Origin of the sequence: Ktedonosporobacter rubrisoli, from assembly GCF_004208415.1 — a bacterium.
Lineage (GTDB): Bacteria > Chloroflexota > Ktedonobacteria > Ktedonobacterales > Ktedonobacteraceae > Ktedonosporobacter > Ktedonosporobacter rubrisoli.
On the sequence record NZ_CP035758.1, the window covers coordinates 1,346,115 to 1,365,997 of the forward strand.

Below are 19,883 nucleotides of genomic sequence, written 5' to 3' on the forward strand. Positions count from 1 at the left end.
GGCTTAGCATTGCTGCGCAGCTTGCCATTTCAGGCGCAAGACATGCTTTTGAATCTTCCCTACCGAGGTGCGCGGCAACGTATCGACGAGTTGAACGAAGCTCGGCACCTTGAATTTCGCCAGCCGTGCGCTACACCAACTCATGACCTCTTGCTCACTGATACTACTGCCCTGACGAGGAACTACGAAGGCAACGATGGCCTCATCACGCATAGCATCGGGTACGCCAACCACGGCGACATCAAAAATGGCTGGATGCTCTTTGATAACACTCTCAACCTCACTAGCAGCGATGTTCTCTCCCGCACGTTTGATCATATCTTTGCGTCGATCTACAAAGTAGACATAGCCATCCTCGGTATAGCTTACATTGTCGCCAGTGTAGAGCCAGCCATCCTTAAGAGCGGCCTTTGTTGCGGCCTCATCCTTATAATAGCCGCGCATCAGGGAGATACCCGGCAAGCCTCCTACCAGCAACTGGCCCACTATACCGGCTGGTACATCGTTCCCATTATCATCAACCACCCGACAGACATAGCCAGGCGCGGGCCGGCCTATCGAGAGCGGATCGCGTTTATCATCAAGCGGATTCATCAGCGGGGTGCCCATGGTTTCCGTCATCCCATAGATCTGCATGAGGGGCACAGCAAAGCGCTCTTCCCATTCCTGTAACTGGCTGGGGCTGAGATTCTGGGCAAAAATCGCTAGCCGCAAGCGATGGCTTCGCGCCTGAGAATCATACGGTTGGGCCAGCAACATACGCATGGGAGCCGCAAAGAGACTGGCTACGCTTGCCCGATGGCGTATCGCCTGCGCAAAATAACGACTAGCGCTGAAGCGGTCCATCAGCAACAGTGTGGCTCCCGTTACTAGAACTGACATCATACTGTAGTACTGGGCATTACCATGAAAGAGAGGCAAAACTGTAAGGAATCTATCTTCTGGCCCCAGGCGCATACCTTTAGCAATGGTCTCGCCGGCATAGACATAGTTGGCATGGGTTACCAGTACCCCTTTAGGCTTAGCGGTTGTGCCCGACGTATAGAGAATTGCGGCCTCATCCTCAGAACGAACCTTGATAGATGGCGCGCTGACAGTAGAAGTGCTGCGCATGGCAGTCGCGAACGGTTCCTGATCGATGATGAAGACCTCTTGCAACACTGGATAGAAAGCTCTGATGTCCGCAAACTGCTGCGCATAAGCAGGCGCGGTTACGCTGATTTTGCATTCCGCATGCTGCAGAATATAGCTCAGTTCGTTGAGGCTCGAAGCTGTATTTGTGGGAACAATGATAGCTCCCAGGCGCGCACAAGCGAACCAGCTAAAGACAAATTCGGGGCAGTTCGTGAGATGGATGTTTACCTTCGTCCCCTGGGACACACCATGCTCATAGAAGAGGGCCGCGATCCGGTTGACGATTTCATCAGCCCGTTTCCAGCTAAATGTCTCAACCTGCTGCGCCGTATCCTCAAAGATCAGGAATTCGCGCTCAGGTTGATGGCAAGCGTGCGCCGCTAGCATGCCGGCAAGAGTACGCTTGCCAACGCTGCTCAAGATATGCATAGTTTTTCTCCATACCTCTCCGTGCCGCCTGCCAGCGCGATTTTTATCATCACACTGGCAAGCTTATTTGCGCGCGAGAAGCGCCCAAACACAATACATAGAGAGGCTAAGCGCGGTTTCCAATCCGGTTAGCCAGAACCCCTATACCCTCTACTTCAGCTTCCACAAGATCGCCGGGCGCGATCCAGCGCTCCAGCTCTAAGCCGCAGCCACGCCCTACCGTACCGCTGCCCAGCACATCGCCCGGAAAAATCTCTTCCTCATTCGAGAGGTATTCAATGATTTGGGCAAATGAGAAGCGCATGCGACCAATTGTACCGGCTGACCATTCCTCGCCATTCACCCGCAAAGTCATTTGCGCATGTAATGCATCGAATTCGTCCGCGGTAGCCAGGCAAGGGCCAATAGCTGTCGCGAAATCCTTGCCTTTGAATGGTCCCAGCCCTACCGACATCTCGCGCATCTGGATATCGCGCGCCGAGAAATCGTTGAAGATAGAATAGCCATAAATGTACTTTTCTGCCTCGGCAGCGCTGATGTCTTTGCCTCTGCGCCCAATAATTGCGCACTGCTCCAATTCATAGTCGAGTTTCTGGGTATAACGCGGCCAGCCCACGGTCTCATCCGGCCCAATAACGGCATCAGGATTGCCTTTATAGCAGACGGGCATATTATACCACTCCACTGGAATGTTTTTCAGGCTATTGAGCACGTGTTCCTCAACAACCATGAAATCATGTATGCGGCGCGGTCGCGGGATAGGCGCACATAAGCGCACATGCTCCCGCTGAAAAACGAGTTGCTCGCCCTTTGCTCCCTGCTGCTCTTGTGTTGGCAGGACGAGGGCCAGGGCCTCGCGAACGGTTTGCAAGGTACGCTCACCCCCGGCGATAAAGCTTATCATCTCCACAGGAGCCAGAAAATCGGCCTCCCTGTAGGCATCCTCGCCATGATGCGTACGCCTGAGATATTCGGCTACAACGAAATTCGCATCAACGATTGTCTCATCGTCGCGCCACACGCCTACACGGCGGAAGGGACCCAGGACGGTTTGCACTTCATAGGTTACAAGTCTCATTTCACACCTTCTTCTACGGCAATGCGAGCCTCTTGCTGCGCCGGAGCCTTGAGGGGCTCGCGCGCAGCAAAACCAATCACAGCAAAAATAATACTCACCACGCCGAGAAATATCCAGGCTCCTGTAAAACCACTGGCGGCTTCAATCAGGCCAAATCCGAGCGGAACAAGGAAGCCACCTACCGCCGCCAGAGTGAGCATCAACCCTTCAGCAGTAGCAACATCCTCGGGAAAGATCTGGTCACTATAATGGCCGGGCGATGCCGTCCAGGCGGCAAAGCTATAGATAAGCAGGAAGCCCACGAACACGGCAATGATCCAGGTGCCAACGACACCAGCAAAGGGCAAGACAAGCAGACCCAGACCAAGGAGCAGAGGAGGGGCAAGAATAACTAGCTTCAAGGCGCGCGCGCGGTCGGCGAAGTAACCGCCAATAATCGAGCCGGGGATGCCAGCCAGCACAATCACAGCGGCCATAAGACCAGCCTGCCCCTCCGAGAAATGGAAGGTGGCTACCGCGTAGGTGCTCATGAGCTGCGATGCCGTAAAGTAGGCTCCATAGGCTCCCAGGAGAGCCAGGCCAAGGAGCCAGAGATCCTTATTGCCGAGCACGCGACCAACCGCTGACCACCTGATCGCCTTTGCCTCTAGCTCTACTTGCTCATCGTCTGGCGTACGCAACCAGACAAGCGAAACGGCGAAGATCAGCATGCCAATCAAGCCGCCAATGAGCAAGGCCATGGACCAGCTCACGGCCTCAATCAGACTGACCCAGGCAAAAAGGCCAAGGGCCGCACCAAGCGCAAAGGCAGCTCCGCCAGAGATGCCGAGCGCCAGAGCCAACTCGCGCCCGCGGAACCAGCTAGTGACCATGGAAAAGCCGCAGCCCACGAACAACGAGGCACCTACACCTGTGATAATGCGCAAAACCAGTAACCACGCATAGTCTGGCGCTAGAGCTGTGGCGATTGTCCCCAACGATTCGAGCAAGATGCCGGCTAGCAGCGTATTACGCAAGCCAAAACGATAGGCTAGAAAGCCTGTAGGAATGTGGAAGATGCCATAGCCAGCCAGGAAAAGCGAGATGAGCAAGGCCAGTTGCGGAACCTGCAACCCGAAGCGTGGCCCAATGACAGAGAAGGCGGCGGCGATGTTAAACCAGTTTAAGGTTAACTGGACAAAACCGAGCGAGAGAAGCAGGAGCATCCACCAGCGCGCAGAGCCATCTCTTGATAACGATGTTTTCATGCCCGTATACCTATTCTTTTACTATAGCGACTGGACGCGCCCAACCGCCGCTCGCTCCCTGGATCTTCACAGGAAAACAAGATATGGTGAAACCATATGGCTGGGGAATCTTGTCGAGGTTGGCAAGTTTCTCAATCTGGCAATATTCCTTCTGGATTCCGGCAAAGTGGGCTTCCCACACAACGCGGCCATCGCCTGTGCGCTTGAATTCTTCGGCCATATCCTCAAAGCGCCTATCAAAACCATACATGTCAACGCCGATAACCTTGATGCCCTGGTTGACCAGCCAGAGGGTCGAATCCCAGGTCATGCCAGGCTGCTCAAAATATTCTGGCTGAGAGAGAAACTTGTCGCGCCCAGACATGATCAGTACGATGTCAAGTGGCTTTAAGCGATAATCGATGCGCTCTAAAGCTTGCTGAAGATCCGCGATGGTGATGCGCTCTTTGGGTCGCTTGTGGCGCATATCCAGCACAACTCCATCACCATAAAACCACTCAAGCGGGCACTCATCGATAGTACGCGCTTTCTTGCCTTCACTCATTGGGCCATAATGCCAGGGCGCATCGACATGGGTTCCGGCATGCGTAATGAGCGTGATTTCTTCAAACGCAGCACCTTTCCCCTCTGAAAGCACGAGATCCTTCTCGGCAACGCCAAAGGCCCCTTTCATCCACTCAAGACCTTCTCCTTCATGGGTGAGATAATGGAAGGCCGGTTTCCAGGGATCATACAAAGCCTGATTTGCAAGCGGCACACTTAGATCAATGAAACGCATAGGTATCCTACCTTTCGTGAAAATAAATACTGCAGAAAATTCAAGACAAGCGGACATACTGTCATGTTGTGTAATAAAACTTATTTCTCAAAGCCGGCAGGAACGTGGGCTATCTTGCGTACATTAGAGCCAACGCACAGTGTTTAAACAGGCAATCAGTGTTTAGACGACGATCCCGAGACGCAGGGCAGTTGTTGCCAGGTGGGTACGATTGCGGCATTCAAGTTTCCGCTGCAAACGACGCAGGTGAAAGCGGATCGTACTTGCCTCGATATGCAAAATTTCTGCCATCTCTTCATCCGAGAGGCCCAGCGTCAAAAGATAAAGAATATTCCATTCGCGCTCGCTGCAATCGTAGCGGCGGTAGACCGGCTGATTCTCAGCAATAAGCGGCCCGTTGCTAAGAGTGGCTTCCTGAGTACGCCGCCAGAGTGCATCGATAGCTTCTATCAAGAGCTTTGCTACATCTTCAGAGAAGGCGTTCTGTGAGCGCTTGGCGCCATAGATGAGAAAACCGGCCCTGACAAAAGGTACGCAAAGAACACTCCTTATCCCTTCAACCTCTACAACTCGGTAGGAGCGAAAGCGATTATCGCGGTAATAGTCATTGGTCCAAACAGGAGCAGAGTGCGTCCAGGCCCAGCCACCCTGTCCAAAGGGGAGGTGCATCGTATGGTAGCTATATTCATCCGAACGTAAGCCAAGCTTAAGCCCAAGTTGAAATTTAGCAGGGTCCTGGGTCTGCGCTTTGGTATACATCACATCAAGCTGAAAAGAGGAGAGAAGTTGGTACAATGCGATCTGCATGCGAGTCGTGGTTCCATCCAACTCTAGTCTTTGAGATGGTAGCTCATTGTTAGGAATCATCACTTATTCCTTTCTACTGAAAGGTCGCAATGTGGATCATCTTTTTCTAACTATACCATTGAAGATGTTAACAAACAACTATCAATATTGACAGTCAGGGTTATTTAATTTTTCTGTTTTGCCCCACCCACCCGAGAAGAAGGGAAAATGGGGCACGCCCCATGCCCCGGCAGAGGGCTGGCTGTCCTCTGATACCTGTCCCCGGACAGGGATACCTCTCTCCCAGAGAGGGTGCCCTCTCCAGTGGAGAGGTATCTCCTGCTTCTCTAAAAACTAAATAGCCCTTGAGCGCGATGCCCCCTTAACAATCCCATTCCGGAGATAAAGGCAGGCGCGTTCGACTATTAGCTGTATCCCTACCGCATTTTCCTATCAGCAGACTAGCATAGGGCTCAGCCAAAGAATGTTAGGGCGACATCCCCTTGCATTGACATAATGCTCGTAGGGATGTACATAAAGTAGTAACTATGTCCGCTTATCCCGAGAGGAAACCGCCAATGATGGATGATGAACTAGCTTTTGCCGAGCAGATGCAGGATCTTGAAACGCTCATGCGCACAGAGCAGCCGGATATTTATGCTATTCCAACGCACGCGCCCGGCCCACAGGGTAAGCTCCCTTGACACCACAAATGTTGCGCGAGTGGAGCAGTGGCGATCTCTTTGGCCTGACACAGAATGTTGGCATGGGCTGGGACCCGAACAAAGTCTTGCGCAAACACATTTTGCTCCTTAGCACGCAGGGAGGCATACGCGCAGAGGATGGCACACCTGTTGCCCTTGGCTATCATACAGGTCACTGGGAAGTTGGCAGCTTGATGCGCGCGGCAGCTCTAGAGCTTCAGCGCCTGGGTACGGTCCCTTACGCGGCCTACGTGAGCGATCCCTGTGATGGCCGCTCGCAAGGTACAACTGGCATGTTCGACTCGCTGCCCTATCGCAACGACGCCTCACTCGTCATGCGCCGCCTGATTCGCTCCTTGCCCACGCGCAAAGCAGTCATGGGTATCGCCACCTGCGATAAAGGCTTGCCGGCGACAATGATGGCCCTTGCCTCGTTGCGCGAGCTGCCCGGCATTCTCGTTCCTGGCGGCGTAACCCTTCCGGCGGAGCAGGGCGAAGACGCGGGCAAAGTACAGACGATTGGCGTGCGTTACGTACATGGCGAGATCACACTTGAGCAAGCAGCGGAGGCGGCTTGCCGGGCCTGCGCCTCGCCCGGTGGTGGCTGCCAATTTCTTGGCACTGCCGCGACATCCCAGGTGGTCGCGGAAGCCCTTGGTATCGCCTTGCCGCACTCTGCGCTGGCGCCTTCAGGTGAACCGATCTGGGAAGCTATGGCCGTACAGGCAGCGCGGGCGCTGCTGCGCCTGTTGTTGCTGGGCTGGGGCATGCAAGACATCCTGACCTCGGCTGCGGTTCGCAACGCGATGGTAGTTCACGCAGCCTTTGGCGGCTCGACCAACCTCCTGCTCCACATTCCGGCCATCGCCCACGCAGCCGGACTGCCTACGCCCGGCGTTACCGATTGGCAGCAGGTCAACCGCGAAGTGCCGCGCCTGGTCAGCGTGCTGCCCAACGGGCCTGTAGATCATCCAACCATTCGCGTTTTTCTGGCTGGGGGCGCGCCGGAAGTCATGCTCCACTTGCGGCGCAGCGGCTTGCTGGATACAAGCGTGCGCACCTGCAGTGGCCATACGCTGGACGAAGCCCTCAACTGGTGGGAACAATCAGCGCGCCGGAAACGCGTGCGCGAGCGGCTGCGCAGCGCTGACGGCATTGATCCCGACGACGTGATTATGGACCCGGCCAGGGCACGGGCTCGTGGCCTGACCTCTACCGTCACCTTTCCGATTGGCAATCTGGCCCCCGAAGGCTCGGTCATCAAATCCACGGCGATAGATCCCAGCGTCGTTGATGCCGATGGCGTCTATCGGCATACGGGTCCGGCTCGCGTTTTTACCAGCGAGCGGGCGGCCATCGCCGCAATCAAGGCTGGACATATTCAGGCCGGCGACATACTTGTGTTGATGGGACGCGGACCAGCGGGTACCGGCATGGAGGAAACATATCAGCTCACCTCCGCCCTGAAGCATTTAGATTTCGGCAAACGGGTAGCCCTCGTAACCGATGCGCGCTTTTCTGGTGTATCTACCGGCGCCTGTATTGGCCACGTCGGCCCAGAAGCGCTGACCGGGGGACCGCTGGGCAAGGTGCGCGACGGCGATATCATCAAGATCGAGATAGATCGTCAGCGCTTAGAAGGTAAAGTCGATTTTATCGGCGAAGGTGAAGAGCGTTTTAGCCCGCAGGAAGGAGCGGTAAGGCTCAAGGCACGCTCACCGCATCCAGATCTAAGGCCCGATCCGCACCTGCCCGACGACAGCCGCCTATGGGCAGCGCTGCAGGCGGCCAGCGGCGGAGTCTGGCGCGGCTCCGTCTATGACGTCGAGCGCATTATCAAGGTTCTCGAAGTCGGGATGCGCGCCCTTGGCGAAGCAAAAGAGGCAAACAGCCAGGAGCATTCGCCACAAGACCAGTGAACATGCGGCTCTGACACACCTTTGGGGATAAACTGATCTATAAAGAGGGACAATACGAACAATCTCATGTAAAACTTTCAAGCGCCAATAGAGGTTTCCCAGATTTTCTCTCTGCTCTCTCCTCGTGATCACGGAACTGTAGCTTTGAATATGGCACGAGCGGTATCCATCGCAAATGCTACAGGTCGTCAGAGTCTCCAATTGGACATGAGTGTTGTAAAGTAGAAATGTGATCAAAACAAAGAAGTCAGGAAAGGACCAATACTCATGAATGAATTTGAGATCAACCAGTATATCACTGATACATTTGAAGGTGTGGATGTCGTGACCGATTCTGGCAACAGCTTCTTCTTCCACAACCCAGATAGCACCATTCCCCCAGATCATCGGGTTCCGTTTGTGACGCTGGTGATCAACGATCTCTATGACCAGTTCTCCAACCTCAACCGCCCATCGGTCTTTCGCTTGAACATCGGCATCGGCAAGCAGACGTTTCGCTCGCTCTTCGGTGAACCTTCGCTGCCTTCCGACAGAGACAGCGCGGCGATCAGCGGCGAAAACGAAAGCTCCTATGACTTCACTGCCCTGGATCAAATCATGCCTCACCCGGTGTATGGCCGAATCTTCTGGGTGTGCGTGCTCAACCCTGGGAAGAAGACATTTGAAACAAAAGTGCATCAGCTTCTGACCGAGGCGTATGAGCTGGCAGTGAGCAAGCATAAGAGGCGGGTAGTTCGCAGGTAAGCTCCAACAGGCATCTGGCCCAACACCACCAGGCACATCTCACACCATATCGCCCCTTATCGAAAGCCGGTCACAGCGGAGCGCCGCCGAAGCAGATCTCGTTTCCGTCAGAATCGCGATACGTGACCTTGCGCACACCGTTGGGATAGGTTTCCTGCTCCACCGGATCGAGTCCCCGCGCGGCTATCTGCGCGACGAGCGCATTGAGATCATCGACGAAGCTCAGGTGCACGGCGTGGCCAGCGTGCTCCGGCCGCTGCACAATATACACAAACCGATGCTCAGCAAGCTCCCATACAGCCTCGGTTTCGTGTGGGAAGAATGCGGGTGGGCCGCCCAACAGCCGTTGATACCACGAGAGCGACGCCGCGTAGTCGGCGACTGAGATTCCCGCGAACAGATCGAGATTCCTGGTAGTAAGCATTCTTCGTGCTCCTTTCTCCATCTTGCTCGGCACAGCACACCAGCCAGCCGGCTCATATGATGGGTTACACCTATTGAAAGCATCCATCGCGTTAAAAATCTGGATCAGCGAAAAATTGCTTCATTACAATCGCCAGGTCGTTCGTCTGGTGACAGGCGAACAGCTGTGGCAGAGGGCATTGATTTAGCCGAATGGTGGACGTTCATCCACTACGCGGTACTCCATCATGTAGCCACCAATGATAGAAATGCCAGTGTCCGGTGCTGCGGCAACCTTTCTCCAGGCGTCGAGATGTTCTTGGGACTCCCACCGCTCAAAGTTATTGACCCGCCTGGGGTTGAGCGAGTCGGCGGAGATTGCCAGGTCGAGACAGCCTGGGGCCGCTCGGCCTCTCCGAAGGAGGTCCTGGTGAGCGGCAACGTACTCGTCGCGAAAACTGGCATCAACTTCCAGGTAGCCAGCAATGATCAACATGGATGCGGTTCCTCTCTAGTTATTCTCAACGAAACTGTATTGAAACAATCGGGCAGCAACGAGCATAGCATCACATCAAGAAACAAACTTCTTCTATCTTGCGCTCTTCCTCACGAAGCCTATTCTTCTTTCTGGTCTTCAGCATTCTAGCATACAGTCTGCACTCTTGAAGTTATTTTCATGCTGAAAACCAGATTTGAGCCAAGGACTGATCCCCTCATTGCTCCAGATCAGGAGATGCAAGCTCACCACAGATTGCCGGTGAGCAGCAGAGCAACGTAGAGGATAAACAGAGCCAGGAGAAAAAAGCCGGCCTCAATCAAGAGACGCTCGCGTATGCCTGGCCTGGGCTGCAATCTGCCCCAGGGATGCCAGAGGCGCAGGATAATGATACCAGCAATATCAAGCGCAATAATAATCACGATCAGGGCTCCCCCACTGTGAAGGACTAGCGCGCCGCTGCCCATAAGCGAAACGATCTGTTCCATATCAATATTGCCCCAATGAACCTTGCTGCCGCGCATAGCGCTCGCATAGCTTATAAACCAGCCAGCCAACCCCTAGATAGAGCAGAGCATGAAGCAGCAGGGCACCCAGGCTACCATCCAGCCAGGCAGCCACTAGCGATTGACCGCGCAACTGTACGGAGCGCAAGACAATCACCGCCTCAGTGGTGGGCAAGATCTTCGTAAGCAAAGTGAGCCAGGTCGGGAAAGCGCTCACCGGGACCAGCGAACCGGTCAGGAACAGCATAAGGTTCTGCAGCATATCAGCCAGGGCCGAGATCTGCTTAAAAACCAGGGCCAGACCGCTCAAGAACAGAGTAAAGCCGAAAAGCTCGCCCAAGGTCACCAGCATGATCGGAATACCCCCCATCTGAGAGGAATATCGATATGCAAGGGAATTACCAGCACGCAGGCAATCAAGCAAATCACCAGCGTCGTCGAGATGGTAAAGGCGATCATCCGACCGACTAAGAGCAGTTCTGGCCGCACCGGGCTCATATACATCTGCTCCAGGGTCCCGGCTTGCGCCTCCGCAATAATATCGTCGCTAAGATTCTTTGTAGCCATACGCGCATAAACCCAGATCACGTAACCAAGGAATTGGCCCGGCAATTGTTGTTGATCGATGCGCTCCTTGCCCAGAAAGAAAATGGCGCCGAGAAAGATCAGGCTAATGATCAGGGCTTGCATGAGCGTGTCAAATTTGTAATCCCACAGGAGCAGCAAGCGCTTGTGAGTCTCGTTAAGGATAATGCGCAAGGACATGCTAACTTTAAGCCACATGATCTTTCACCTCCTTCCCAGCAGAAAGCAAGCGCATAAACACCTCTTCCAGACTTGGCTCAAGCAGTTGCACAGCCAGCAAAGGAAGTTGAAGCCGCTCGATGTCGGCCAGGTAGCGGTACAGTTGCGCTTGATTTCCAATCAAGCCGGTTAAGCAGCTTTCCCCATCCGCGTAGCTCATATTCAGCGGGGCAAACAAAGCTGCCTGTTCAGAGCTGAGCTGGCCACGCAAGCGGATCTGATAGTGTTCCTCGCGAAAGTATTTCAGGAGATGGGTAAGTGGTTGGTCAGCAAGCAGCTGGCCATGACGCATAATCGCCACACGCTCGCATAGTTGCTGTGCGATATCAAGTTGATGCGTTGTGAGGATAACGGTTTTGCCCTGCTCGCGTGCCAGTTTGGCAACCCAATCCTTGACCGTACGTGCGGCCTGGATATCGAGCCCGAGGGTTGGCTCGTCAAGCAGCACAATCGACGGATCGGCAATCACGGCGCAGGCGATGGCAACTTTTTGCTGCATGCCACGCGAAAAAGTGCGCACAGCCGAGTTACGCCGTTCCCACAGCTCAAGCTCTTCCAAGAGTTGCCTGGCCCTTATGCGTAATTCGCGCTCGCGACAGCCCTTTAAGCGCCCAAAGTAGAGCAGATTTTCCCAGGCCGAGAGCCGCCAGTATACATTGCGTGTGCCCTCCAGAACTGCGCCGATCTGCTGCACTGCTCGGTAGCGCTCACGAGCCAGATCATAGCCATTTATCACAATGTGACCGCTCGTTGGGATAATTAGGCCGCAGAGCATCTTGATGATCGTCGTTTTGCCTGCACCATTGGCGCCGAGCAGGCCATAGATCTGCCCTTGCGCTATACTTAAATCCAGCTGATCTACGGCCTTACGCACTGACTTACCGGCGAGCCGATAATGCTTGCTCAAAGCTGTGATGCTGATCGCTGGTAAAGATTTTGCTGAAGTATCCATGCTAGACTGTTTCCTTTCAGATTGATCTCTTCCTGAGAGATATGATAGAGACCAACCCCTGGAAGCAGCACCTGACAAAGGATAGGAAAATCCTCCATCAGTCCCTTCTTGCTGGCCAATTTCCATCTCCTTCTCGTTGAAGAGGAAAAGACAAGAAAAGGAGCAGCTGATCATGAAAAGAGAAGAGGAGACACTACGTCTATGAAGAAACAGACAAAACAGCAAGCCATTCTGCACCAGCTACGTAGCCTGGCAGATCAACCGAGAGAGCAGGCGCACTATGCCCTGGAAGTACTTGAGCGAGAACGTGGCCAACAAGTAGCATCGGCAGCTCTGGCAGTTCTTACCGATATCCCACTCCCTGCAGGGCGTCCACTCTTGCGGCAGCTGTATGAGCATTACGCTGAAGCCGGAGTAAAGCGCGACGCAGGAGGCGCTCTACGCATCGCGCTTATCGGTGCATTGCTACCGATTGTCGAGCCTCAGGATCAAGCGCTGGCTGAGCGCGCGATCTCGACCTATGAGTTTATGCCGCCAAACCGCGAAGAATGTACAAGCGGCCTTCGCACGGCAGGACTTGTTCTCTTGAGCAATCTCAATCATGTTCTGGCTAGCTTCCACTGCACACGCTTGCTCTTTGACGAGTATACGTCATGTATGTCTGGTGAACCAGCAGTGAGCGCGGTTCGACTTCTGGCGAGCCTGGAGAGCAACTTGCTCTACCAGGGGCATCTACTGCCTCTCTATAGCTATCTCTTCCAGCGCAAGTGCCATCCGGAAGTTGAAGGGGAATGCCTCAGGCAGCTCGCCAAAGCTCCAGAAGAGATAGTTGAGAACATTCTCTCCCACTACACAACACGCATCTCGGTTGGTACTGGCGCTCTGGTGCCGCGCCACGTGGGAAAAGATGATGTGGTGCTGCTAGGGCTCTTTGATCTGTTATTGGCACATTCCAAAGGAAGTAGCCTCTCTTTTATCGAGGAGTTTTTGCACGAGACACGGCGCTACAACATCTATCACTATGTGCTAACGATGATCATAGCGAATCATTCGTCGCAGGCATGGGAGCTGTTGCTGAAAGTAGCGCAAGATGAGCAGGAACCAGAAAAGATTCAGCTTTTATTGGCTGCACTTACTCTCGTGCAACATGATCCAGCGATTGAGAAATTGATGCACCAACTACGACAGAAAGCCGTATAGACATTAAAATCCACTGTTCCTCAATTTCGGATTGAGTGGACCTACAAGAATTGGTTGTGCCCAAAACGCGGGGCTAAAAAGGAGAGAGATGCCTGACTGTGGTAGGATGAAAAAAACCACGATATCCAGCCCAGAAAGGAATCTCTCATGCGCATACAAGTATCGCTCACCCTGGAACTGAATGCAAGCGCCGATCTGAGCCAGATGGAAGCACAGATCCAAGAGGCAGGCCAGTCCTGCATGCGCCAAGCGCTCAAAAAAGCGGTGGGAGCTTGGGAACAGGCTCACCGCAGCTGCCCCAGATGTGGCTCTCAGCTTGTCCGAACGGAGGGAACCATCCCTCGAAGCATCCTCACCCTCTTCGGTCCCGTCGATCTGACCCGCCGCCGCTTCCGCTGTCAGCGTTGCCAGAGGCGCTTCACTCCCAGCGGCATCCTGTTGGCTGGCTTGCAGCTCAGACGGGTGAGGGCTCCTTTGAAAGAAGCTGCCGTGCTCGCTGGCGCCTCCTGGCCCTATCGCCACGCCGCCGCCTGGCTTGCGCGCTTGAGAGGAGCGCACATCAGCGCCGAGGAGATCCGTCTGCTGACCAACCAAGCCGGAGCGAGCTGTGCCCAGCGGCACCTCAGTCAAGCCAGCCAGCAGCTGACCTCTCCCCCAGCGCCTGCTCAGGCTGCAACAGCCAACAGATCTTCCAGCCCCCAGGAGCTCGCCGTCATCGGCTTAGACGGCGGTTGGGTCTGCAGCCGGGAGCAACGAGGAGGCATGGAAGGCAAAGTTGGCGTGATTGCCAGCGGCTACGAAGGCGGCAAGGAGCCCGAGGAACCCAATGGGAACATGACCTGGTTCCATCTGGCCCGCTACGTGCAAAGCCACCGCCATCCTCCCCGGGTCCGCAGCCGCTGGAACACCCGTCGCTACGTAGCCACCTTTGCCTCCTCGCGCATCTTGGGAACCCTGGCGGCTCAGGCCTTGCAGGAGCTTGGCCTCGCTTCCCAGCCTCAGGTGGTGGTGGCCGATGGGGCTGGCTGGATCAAGAAAGAGACGGACACGCATTTTCCAGAGGCCCAGCGCATTCTGGATTGGCCCCATTTGTGGCGCACGATGCGCAAAGCCGCCAACGCGGTGCGCCTGCTGAGAGCGTGCAGCGCCAAGGCCCACGCCCAGCAGGTGGAGCATCTGGGCACCTGGTTGTGGAACGGGCAGGTCGAGCGGGCCCAGGCCCTGCTTGAGACCTGGCGTCAGGAGCTGGCGGCTCGGCAGGGTCCTGCGGGACCAGCCTTGCGACAAGCGATCACGTCTCTGCAGCAGCAGCGCGACTGGATCGGCTCCTATCAGCGCTGGAAAGAGCAAGGCTTTCCGGTAGGCAGTGGCATCATCGAACGGGCTGTGGCCCTGGTCATCAATCGGCGCATGAAACGACGAGGCATGCGCTGGTTGCGTACCAATGCGAGCGCCGTGGTCGCCTTGCGCGTGGATTTGCTCAATGCCGATTGGCAACGTCCTCGCTCCTCTCGTTGCTTTCCTTGATGCTCCATGGCCTCCCTGTGCTTGAGCTTAGCCCCACGTTTTGGCTAGAACCACAAGAATTAGGGCTAAGCCTTGCCGCTTTTCGTGAGATACTCATAGATAAATAACGTGATGTAGCAAAAGATGTAATGAAAGGATATTCCAATGACTGTGCAGCCTTTTAAGAGCCTTATCCTTGAGCTCTTGCAGCAGGGCCACCACGATGAAGAGGCTTTTTTGCAGGAGCTGTCTGAGGCCGAACTGAATGCTAATGGAACGTGGAAACTGTGGTCTGTCAAAGATCACATGGCACATAAGACGTTCTGGCATCAGCATCTCATTGAGAAATTGACGGCTATCTTGCAGCATCAGGCATTACCACCAGGCGAAGAAGATGAGGAACAGCTCAATTCGATAACTTTTGAGAAGCATAAGCTTCAGCCCTTTTCAGCTCTTCACGCGGAATCTGAGCGAGTCTATGTCCAACTCATTAAGATAGTTGAGCAGCTGAGCGAAGAAGAGCTGACGACTTCCAGGCGCTTCAGCGCGATTTCCGACGATTATCCCCTGTATACTGTTTTCCTGGGCAGTTGCTATGAACACGATGAGGAGCATCTCGCCTATTATTACAAAGACCGCCACGACCTCCTGCGTGCGATTCAGATCCGTGAGCGATGCGCCAGCAGGATTATGCAGGCTGAGATAGTGCCAGACTGGGTGAAAGGGAGTTTTCTTTATAATCTTGCCTGCTTTTACACAGAGCAGAAGCAGTGGGAGAATGCTGCCGCGCGCTTACAGGAAGCAGTGGCACGCAATCCTGATCTCAAAGAGCGGGCAAAGAGCGATCCCGAGCTGGCTGCCTTACACAATCAATCAGCTTGAGCCAGTTTATATGATCCACGGATTGCGAGGGAGATTTCTAATTCACTCCTGGGCCAAGACTTCTTTACTGTTATCTTGCTTGCTCAGGCGCCTGCACTGAAAATCATCCTGAAGTCAAGAAGTCGAAAGTCAAGAGTGGAAGAATGGCCCGTTGTGTAATTACCCAACGACTTGTGCTTCTACACCCGTAGCACCTTGTAGAAAGCAACTGGATCTGCTATATTCATCTTCATGGATGTGTTGGGTAATTTTTGTTTCTGCGTGAAAGAGGGAGCAGGCTCATGGCCGCGGCGTATACGTTGATCTGGCTTCCAGAACAGCAGGCCTACGCGCTCTCTCTTCGTGGACAGACCAGCATGCAACTCTTTTCTGGAGAGGATGAGAGATGGTTTGCATGGCTTGCCACCTGTTCTTCCTTTGCTTTCCAGGGCCAATCTGGTCATCTCACACTGCGCAAAGAGACCAGAAAGCGTGGGAAAGGCTACTGGTACGCCTATCGTACCCGGCGCCAGCGGACCAGGAAGCGGTACGCTGGCCGTAGTGACGATCTGACGCCCGCACGCTTAGAGGCATGTGCTGCTAGCTTTACAGATACCGAGCACGCATCCACATCGTTGCCGATCCCGGTTCCCCTGCCCAACCTCTCGCCTGTGTTGGAGCCAAAGCTGCATCTCCCTCATTTGCAAGACCCGCTGGTTACTCGCTCACGCCTCTTGACCCGGCTGAATGCCGCGCTCCAGCACAAAATGATACTGATCTCAGCCCCTGCTGGTTTTGGCAAAACCATCCTGGTGCGCCAATGGATCGAGACACAGAGCCAGGACACGCAGACAGCATGGCTCTCGCTTGATCCAGAGGACGACGATCCCATCCGCTTCTGGCATTATGTGCTGACCGCCTGCCTGGCCTTTTCTGGCCAACCTTCTCAGCATGCGCTCAGGCACCTCTCCACTGATGGACCTTTTTTTCCATTGTCGTTGCTTAAAAAGATCCTCACCGCCTTTTTAAATGACCTCATCAAGCTACCTTCTCCCTGTCTACTCGTCCTTGAAGATTACCATGTCATCACATCCTCCCAGATCCACGAATCGTTAGCTTTTGTCATCGACCACTTGCCTCCTACGCTCCACCTGGTCCTGACGACCCGTGCCGAGCCGCCCCTGCCGCTGGCATCCTGGCGAGCGCATAGAGAACTTGTGGAGCTTAGAGCCAATGAGTTGCGCTTTTCTCATGATGAGATCACCACCTTCCTGCACCAGGCACTCCCATTTGCGCTCCCCACGGAGCTGCTCCAGCCTCTTGAAGCTCATATGGAAGGCTGGCCCACTGGCTATCTTCTCCTCTCCCTGGCTTTGCAAGGAAAAAGTGAGCGCAAGGACATCGAGCAAGTGCTTGCCAACTTCTCTGGCAGCCATCGCTATGTGCTTGACTACTTTGCTCTCGACGTGCTCTCCGCTCAGCCCAAAGCCTTCCAACGCTTCCTATTGCAAACCAGCCTACTGGGCCGCATGACTTCCTCCCTCTGTGCTGCTGTCACCGGGTACCAGAATAGCCAGCAGCTCCTCAGCGAGGCGGAGCGTGCTGGCCTCTTCCTGCAAGCGCTAGGGGGCGAGCCTGCGTGGTATCGCTATCATGCTCTGTTTGCTGAAGCACTCCAGGAAGAGGCGCGTCACCGGCTGGAAAAAGAGGAGTGGCAAGGATGTTTGAGCCGCGCCAGCACCTGGTATGAGCAGCATGGAATGTTCGCCGAAGGAATCGAGGCTGCCCTTGAGGCTGAAGCATGGACACGTGCGGCAACCATGATGGAACGATTTCTTAACATGCAGAACCGCAGTATCATGTATGAACATGCCACAGTGCTCCGCTGGCTTGAACGCTTGCCCGATCAGACTCTGGAAACCCATCCGGGACTCTGCATCAACTATGCGGCAGCGCTCCTGTTCACCTTAGATCGCTACTCCCCAGCCACGATGGCCCTCATCGAGGAGCTACTGAGCAGGGCCGAACGCCTACATGAGCGAGAGGAAGCGTGGGATAAATTGAGTGAAGCGCTCTCCTGTCATGCGGAGGTGGCGCGCTGGCAGGGGAACGTACCCCAGGCAATCCGTCTGGCCCGGCAAGCGCTCCACCTCCCAGCGGACTCACAGGCGCCATGGCAAGGTACCAGCATCGTAGCTTTGGCAACAGGCGAACTTTGTGCAGGAAGGCCCCAGGAGGCCCGACGCTTGATGCTGGAAGGGATGGCGCGCTTCGAGACTCCGCTTCCGTGGTACGACACACGCGGAGTCGCTTTTACGCTCGCCGACATCAGCTTACGGCAAGGTGAGCTGCGTCAGGCCGAGCAATCCTATCGCCACCTGCTCGCTACGGCCAACGACAATCCCGTCGAGCGAGTGCAGGCGCATCTTGGTCTGGCACAGCTCGCCTACGAGTGGAATGATCTGATTGTTGCGGGCGAGCACGTGGCCCAGGCTCTAGAACTGGGGCGCACTCATCTTGAGGAGCTGGGACCATACTACGTGGAGACTGGTATTCGCTTCCCCTGCGAGTTGCTCCAAGCTCGCTTGCAGCAGGCTCGTGGCAACTACGCGCAGGCGTTGCAAACCTTGCAAGCGCTGGTATCTCATGCACAAGAGCAGCTGTGGAACTACCGCTATTACGTCCAGCTGTGGAGCTACCTCTATCGAGTGGCGCTTGCGCAACAGGCCGAACTGAGCCTGGCCTGCGGCGAGCTGACAGCCGTAGAACGATGGCAGGAAACCTGCCGCCAGCTTGGCGAGCATTTCCACGTCTTCCAGCAGGAGCAAGAAGCGCTGCTTTGTGCTCACTTCCTGATCTTGCGAGGAGAGATCCCGCAAGCCCTCCACCTCCTGAAACGCTGGCAAGATGACGCGCGGGCCAACAGGCGTCTTCGCAGCGAGCTAGAGATCTCACTGCTCATGGCCCTGGCCTACGCTGCCAGTTCACAACCCTCTCAAGCAGAACAGGCGCTGACAGAGGCGCTGAGGCTGGGGCAGGCCCAGAGCTTTCAACGTCTCTTCCTGGAGAAGGGAGAGACATTGGCAACCTTGCTGCGAGCATACCTACTAGATGCGCGTGAGGAGTCGCTGATTTGCTATGGGCGGGACGTGCTACGGGCTTTTGCTGGTTCGGGGACCAAATCTTATCCCGCATCTCAAGCGACTTCGATAGGGCTTTGGGAGTCCTTGACGGAAGCCGAGCAGCGCGTGCTTGGCCTGCTGGTTGCAGGCCGCTCCAATCCGCAGATCGCTGAGGCATTGGTGGTTTCGATCAATACCATCAAGACACACGTGCAGAGTATCTACCGCAAGCTGGGCGTCAAGAGTCGTTGGGAGGCATGCGAAGCCGCACGTCGCCTTGACATCTTCTAGCGTTTTCCTTTCCCTCGCTGGCTCAAGAGAGCGTCTTCTGTTTCCTGTCTTCACAAGATCACCTGTTAAATCACCTGAAGGAAGGATGCTGCTTCCGCCTCTGCCATCCTATACTTGTTCCACAAGAGAAGAAAGCACACAAGCCAGGCAAGGGATCTCCTGCTCGCTAGAGGAGATGTTCTTGCTTTCAATCGATGGATCAAGAAAGGCGAAAAATAAATGAAAACTGAGCATTCATCAGTTCTGGAGGCTCAATGGCTGATGTACAGGAGTGACACAACCTCTCAGGCGAATACTGTCGCTCTGTTGGTGCAACCAGAGGAGGAACTGTGATGCCTGGACCTCTCTCAAACAAACATCAAGCTCCCAAACTGTTCTCTATCAGGAGCATGTTTGTGCCGCTGCACAATCGCAATTTTTCCCTGTTGTTCGGTGGACAGCTCATCTCTAATATAGGAGATGCGTTATATTACGTTGCGCTTCCCTGGTTTATGTTGAGTAATGGTGGCGGAGCGCAGGCCCTGGGCATTGTGCTAGGGGTCTTTGGCGTCGCACGCATTGGCGGCACACTGCTTGGAGGTGCCTTGAGCGACAAGTTGCAACCACGTCGCGTTATGTTCGTGACCGACATCATGCGCATGGTTCTCATGGCGTTCCTCTCCTTCCTGATGTTTCAGAGACACCCCATGCTGTGGTCGCTTTGCCTCGTCTCTGCTCTGCTAGGTTTCTTCGGCGGCCTGTTTCTTCCAGCAAGCATGTCGATGGTGCCTTCACTTCTGGACGGCGATGAGTTGCAGGCGGGTAACTCGCTGATGAACAGTGCGACGCAACTGGCCTCGGCAGCAGGGTTAGGTATGGCGGGAATTGTGGTCGCGTAGCTGCAACCAGCGGGCTCGCTGGGCCTGGATGCAGCTACCTTCATCG

General features: G+C 54.9%; 17 protein-coding genes and 1 pseudogene. 8 read left to right on the plus strand and 10 right to left on the minus strand.

Going from position 1 to position 19,883, the window contains the following annotated elements:
• Window positions 1-3 precede the first annotated feature (3 nt).
• The 5 genes from EPA93_RS06215 to EPA93_RS06235 form a co-directional block, all read right to left on the minus strand.
• On the minus strand, window positions 4-1,563 hold the full coding sequence (locus EPA93_RS06215) for an AMP-binding protein (RefSeq protein WP_129886219.1): 1,560 nt from the start codon (window positions 1,561-1,563) through the stop codon (window positions 4-6).
• A gap of 106 nt (window positions 1,564-1,669) precedes the next feature.
• Window positions 1,670-2,641, minus strand: coding sequence for a fumarylacetoacetate hydrolase family protein (locus EPA93_RS06220; RefSeq protein ID WP_129886220.1), 972 nt, complete (start codon window positions 2,639-2,641; stop codon window positions 1,670-1,672).
• Complete coding sequence (locus EPA93_RS06225) at window positions 2,638-3,888, minus strand: MFS transporter (RefSeq protein ID WP_129886221.1); 1,251 nt, start codon at window positions 3,886-3,888, stop codon at window positions 2,638-2,640. The genes EPA93_RS06220 and EPA93_RS06225 overlap by 4 nt, the downstream gene beginning before the upstream one ends.
• 10 nt (window positions 3,889-3,898) lie before the next feature.
• Window positions 3,899-4,666 carry a cyclase family protein gene (locus tag EPA93_RS06230; protein WP_129886222.1) on the minus strand — a complete coding sequence of 256 codons (768 nt, stop codon included), beginning with the start codon at window positions 4,664-4,666 and terminating at the stop codon, window positions 3,899-3,901.
• Window positions 4,667-4,828: 162 nt separating this feature from the next.
• Window positions 4,829-5,533, minus strand: coding sequence for a helix-turn-helix transcriptional regulator (locus EPA93_RS06235; RefSeq protein WP_129886223.1), 705 nt, complete (start codon window positions 5,531-5,533; stop codon window positions 4,829-4,831).
• A 530-nt stretch (window positions 5,534-6,063) separates the two neighbouring features.
• Here EPA93_RS06235 and EPA93_RS06240 point away from each other — a divergent pair.
• Window positions 6,064-8,075 (plus strand): annotated as a pseudogene (locus EPA93_RS06240) (YjhG/YagF family D-xylonate dehydratase).
• Window positions 8,076-8,342: 267 nt separating this feature from the next.
• Window positions 8,343-8,819, plus strand: a complete 477-nt coding sequence (locus tag EPA93_RS06245; RefSeq protein ID WP_129886224.1) for a DUF6194 family protein — start codon at window positions 8,343-8,345, stop codon at window positions 8,817-8,819.
• Window positions 8,820-8,889: 70 nt separating this feature from the next.
• Here EPA93_RS06245 and EPA93_RS06250 read toward each other — a convergent pair whose 3' ends face one another.
• The gene (locus EPA93_RS06250) at window positions 8,890-9,243 is read right to left on the minus strand and encodes a VOC family protein (RefSeq protein ID WP_129894447.1); all 354 of its coding nucleotides are present in this window, start codon (window positions 9,241-9,243) and stop codon (window positions 8,890-8,892) included.
• Window positions 9,244-9,408: 165 nt separating this feature from the next.
• Between EPA93_RS06250 and EPA93_RS49545 the strand changes: the two genes are divergently transcribed.
• On the plus strand, window positions 9,409-9,867 hold the full coding sequence (locus tag EPA93_RS49545) for a hypothetical protein (RefSeq protein ID WP_242527333.1): 459 nt from the start codon (window positions 9,409-9,411) through the stop codon (window positions 9,865-9,867).
• Between the two features lie 95 nt (window positions 9,868-9,962).
• On the opposite strand, the gene EPA93_RS06260 is transcribed toward EPA93_RS49545, so the two are convergent.
• Genes EPA93_RS06260 through EPA93_RS06275 form a run of 4 tightly spaced genes read right to left on the minus strand, consistent with a single transcriptional unit; the run spans window position 9,963 to window position 11,979 of the window.
• Complete coding sequence (locus EPA93_RS06260; protein ID WP_129886226.1) at window positions 9,963-10,205, minus strand: hypothetical protein; 243 nt, start codon at window positions 10,203-10,205, stop codon at window positions 9,963-9,965.
• 1 nt (window position 10,206) lies between these two features.
• Window positions 10,207-10,575, minus strand: a complete 369-nt coding sequence (locus EPA93_RS06265; protein ID WP_165422915.1) for an ABC transporter permease — start codon at window positions 10,573-10,575, stop codon at window positions 10,207-10,209.
• On the minus strand, window positions 10,566-11,006 hold the full coding sequence (locus EPA93_RS06270) for a hypothetical protein (protein WP_129886228.1): 441 nt from the start codon (window positions 11,004-11,006) through the stop codon (window positions 10,566-10,568). The genes EPA93_RS06265 and EPA93_RS06270 overlap by 10 nt, the downstream gene beginning before the upstream one ends.
• A complete protein-coding gene (locus tag EPA93_RS06275; protein WP_129886229.1) occupies window positions 10,996-11,979 on the minus strand; it encodes an ABC transporter ATP-binding protein in 984 nt (327 codons plus the stop codon). The genes EPA93_RS06270 and EPA93_RS06275 overlap by 11 nt, the downstream gene beginning before the upstream one ends.
• Before the next feature lie 201 nt (window positions 11,980-12,180).
• Here EPA93_RS06275 and EPA93_RS06280 point away from each other — a divergent pair, with 201 nt between their 5' ends.
• The 5 genes from EPA93_RS06280 (at window position 12,181) to EPA93_RS06300 (ending at window position 19,837) form a co-directional block, all read left to right on the plus strand.
• On the plus strand, window positions 12,181-13,179 hold the full coding sequence (locus tag EPA93_RS06280; RefSeq protein WP_129886230.1) for a hypothetical protein: 999 nt from the start codon (window positions 12,181-12,183) through the stop codon (window positions 13,177-13,179).
• A 147-nt stretch (window positions 13,180-13,326) separates the two neighbouring features.
• Window positions 13,327-14,706: a hypothetical protein gene (locus EPA93_RS06285; protein WP_129885685.1), complete on the plus strand. Its 1,380-nt coding sequence runs from the start codon at window positions 13,327-13,329 to the stop codon at window positions 14,704-14,706.
• A 144-nt stretch (window positions 14,707-14,850) separates the two neighbouring features.
• Window positions 14,851-15,567 carry a TPR end-of-group domain-containing protein gene (locus EPA93_RS06290; RefSeq protein WP_129886231.1) on the plus strand — a complete coding sequence of 239 codons (717 nt, stop codon included), beginning with the start codon at window positions 14,851-14,853 and terminating at the stop codon, window positions 15,565-15,567.
• A gap of 281 nt (window positions 15,568-15,848) precedes the next feature.
• Window positions 15,849-18,959, plus strand: a complete 3,111-nt coding sequence (locus EPA93_RS06295; protein ID WP_129886232.1) for a winged helix-turn-helix domain-containing protein — start codon at window positions 15,849-15,851, stop codon at window positions 18,957-18,959.
• 332 nt (window positions 18,960-19,291) lie between these two features.
• The gene (locus EPA93_RS06300) at window positions 19,292-19,837 is read left to right on the plus strand and encodes an MFS transporter (protein WP_242527563.1); all 546 of its coding nucleotides are present in this window, start codon (window positions 19,292-19,294) and stop codon (window positions 19,835-19,837) included.
• Window positions 19,838-19,883: the final 46 nt, after the last annotated feature.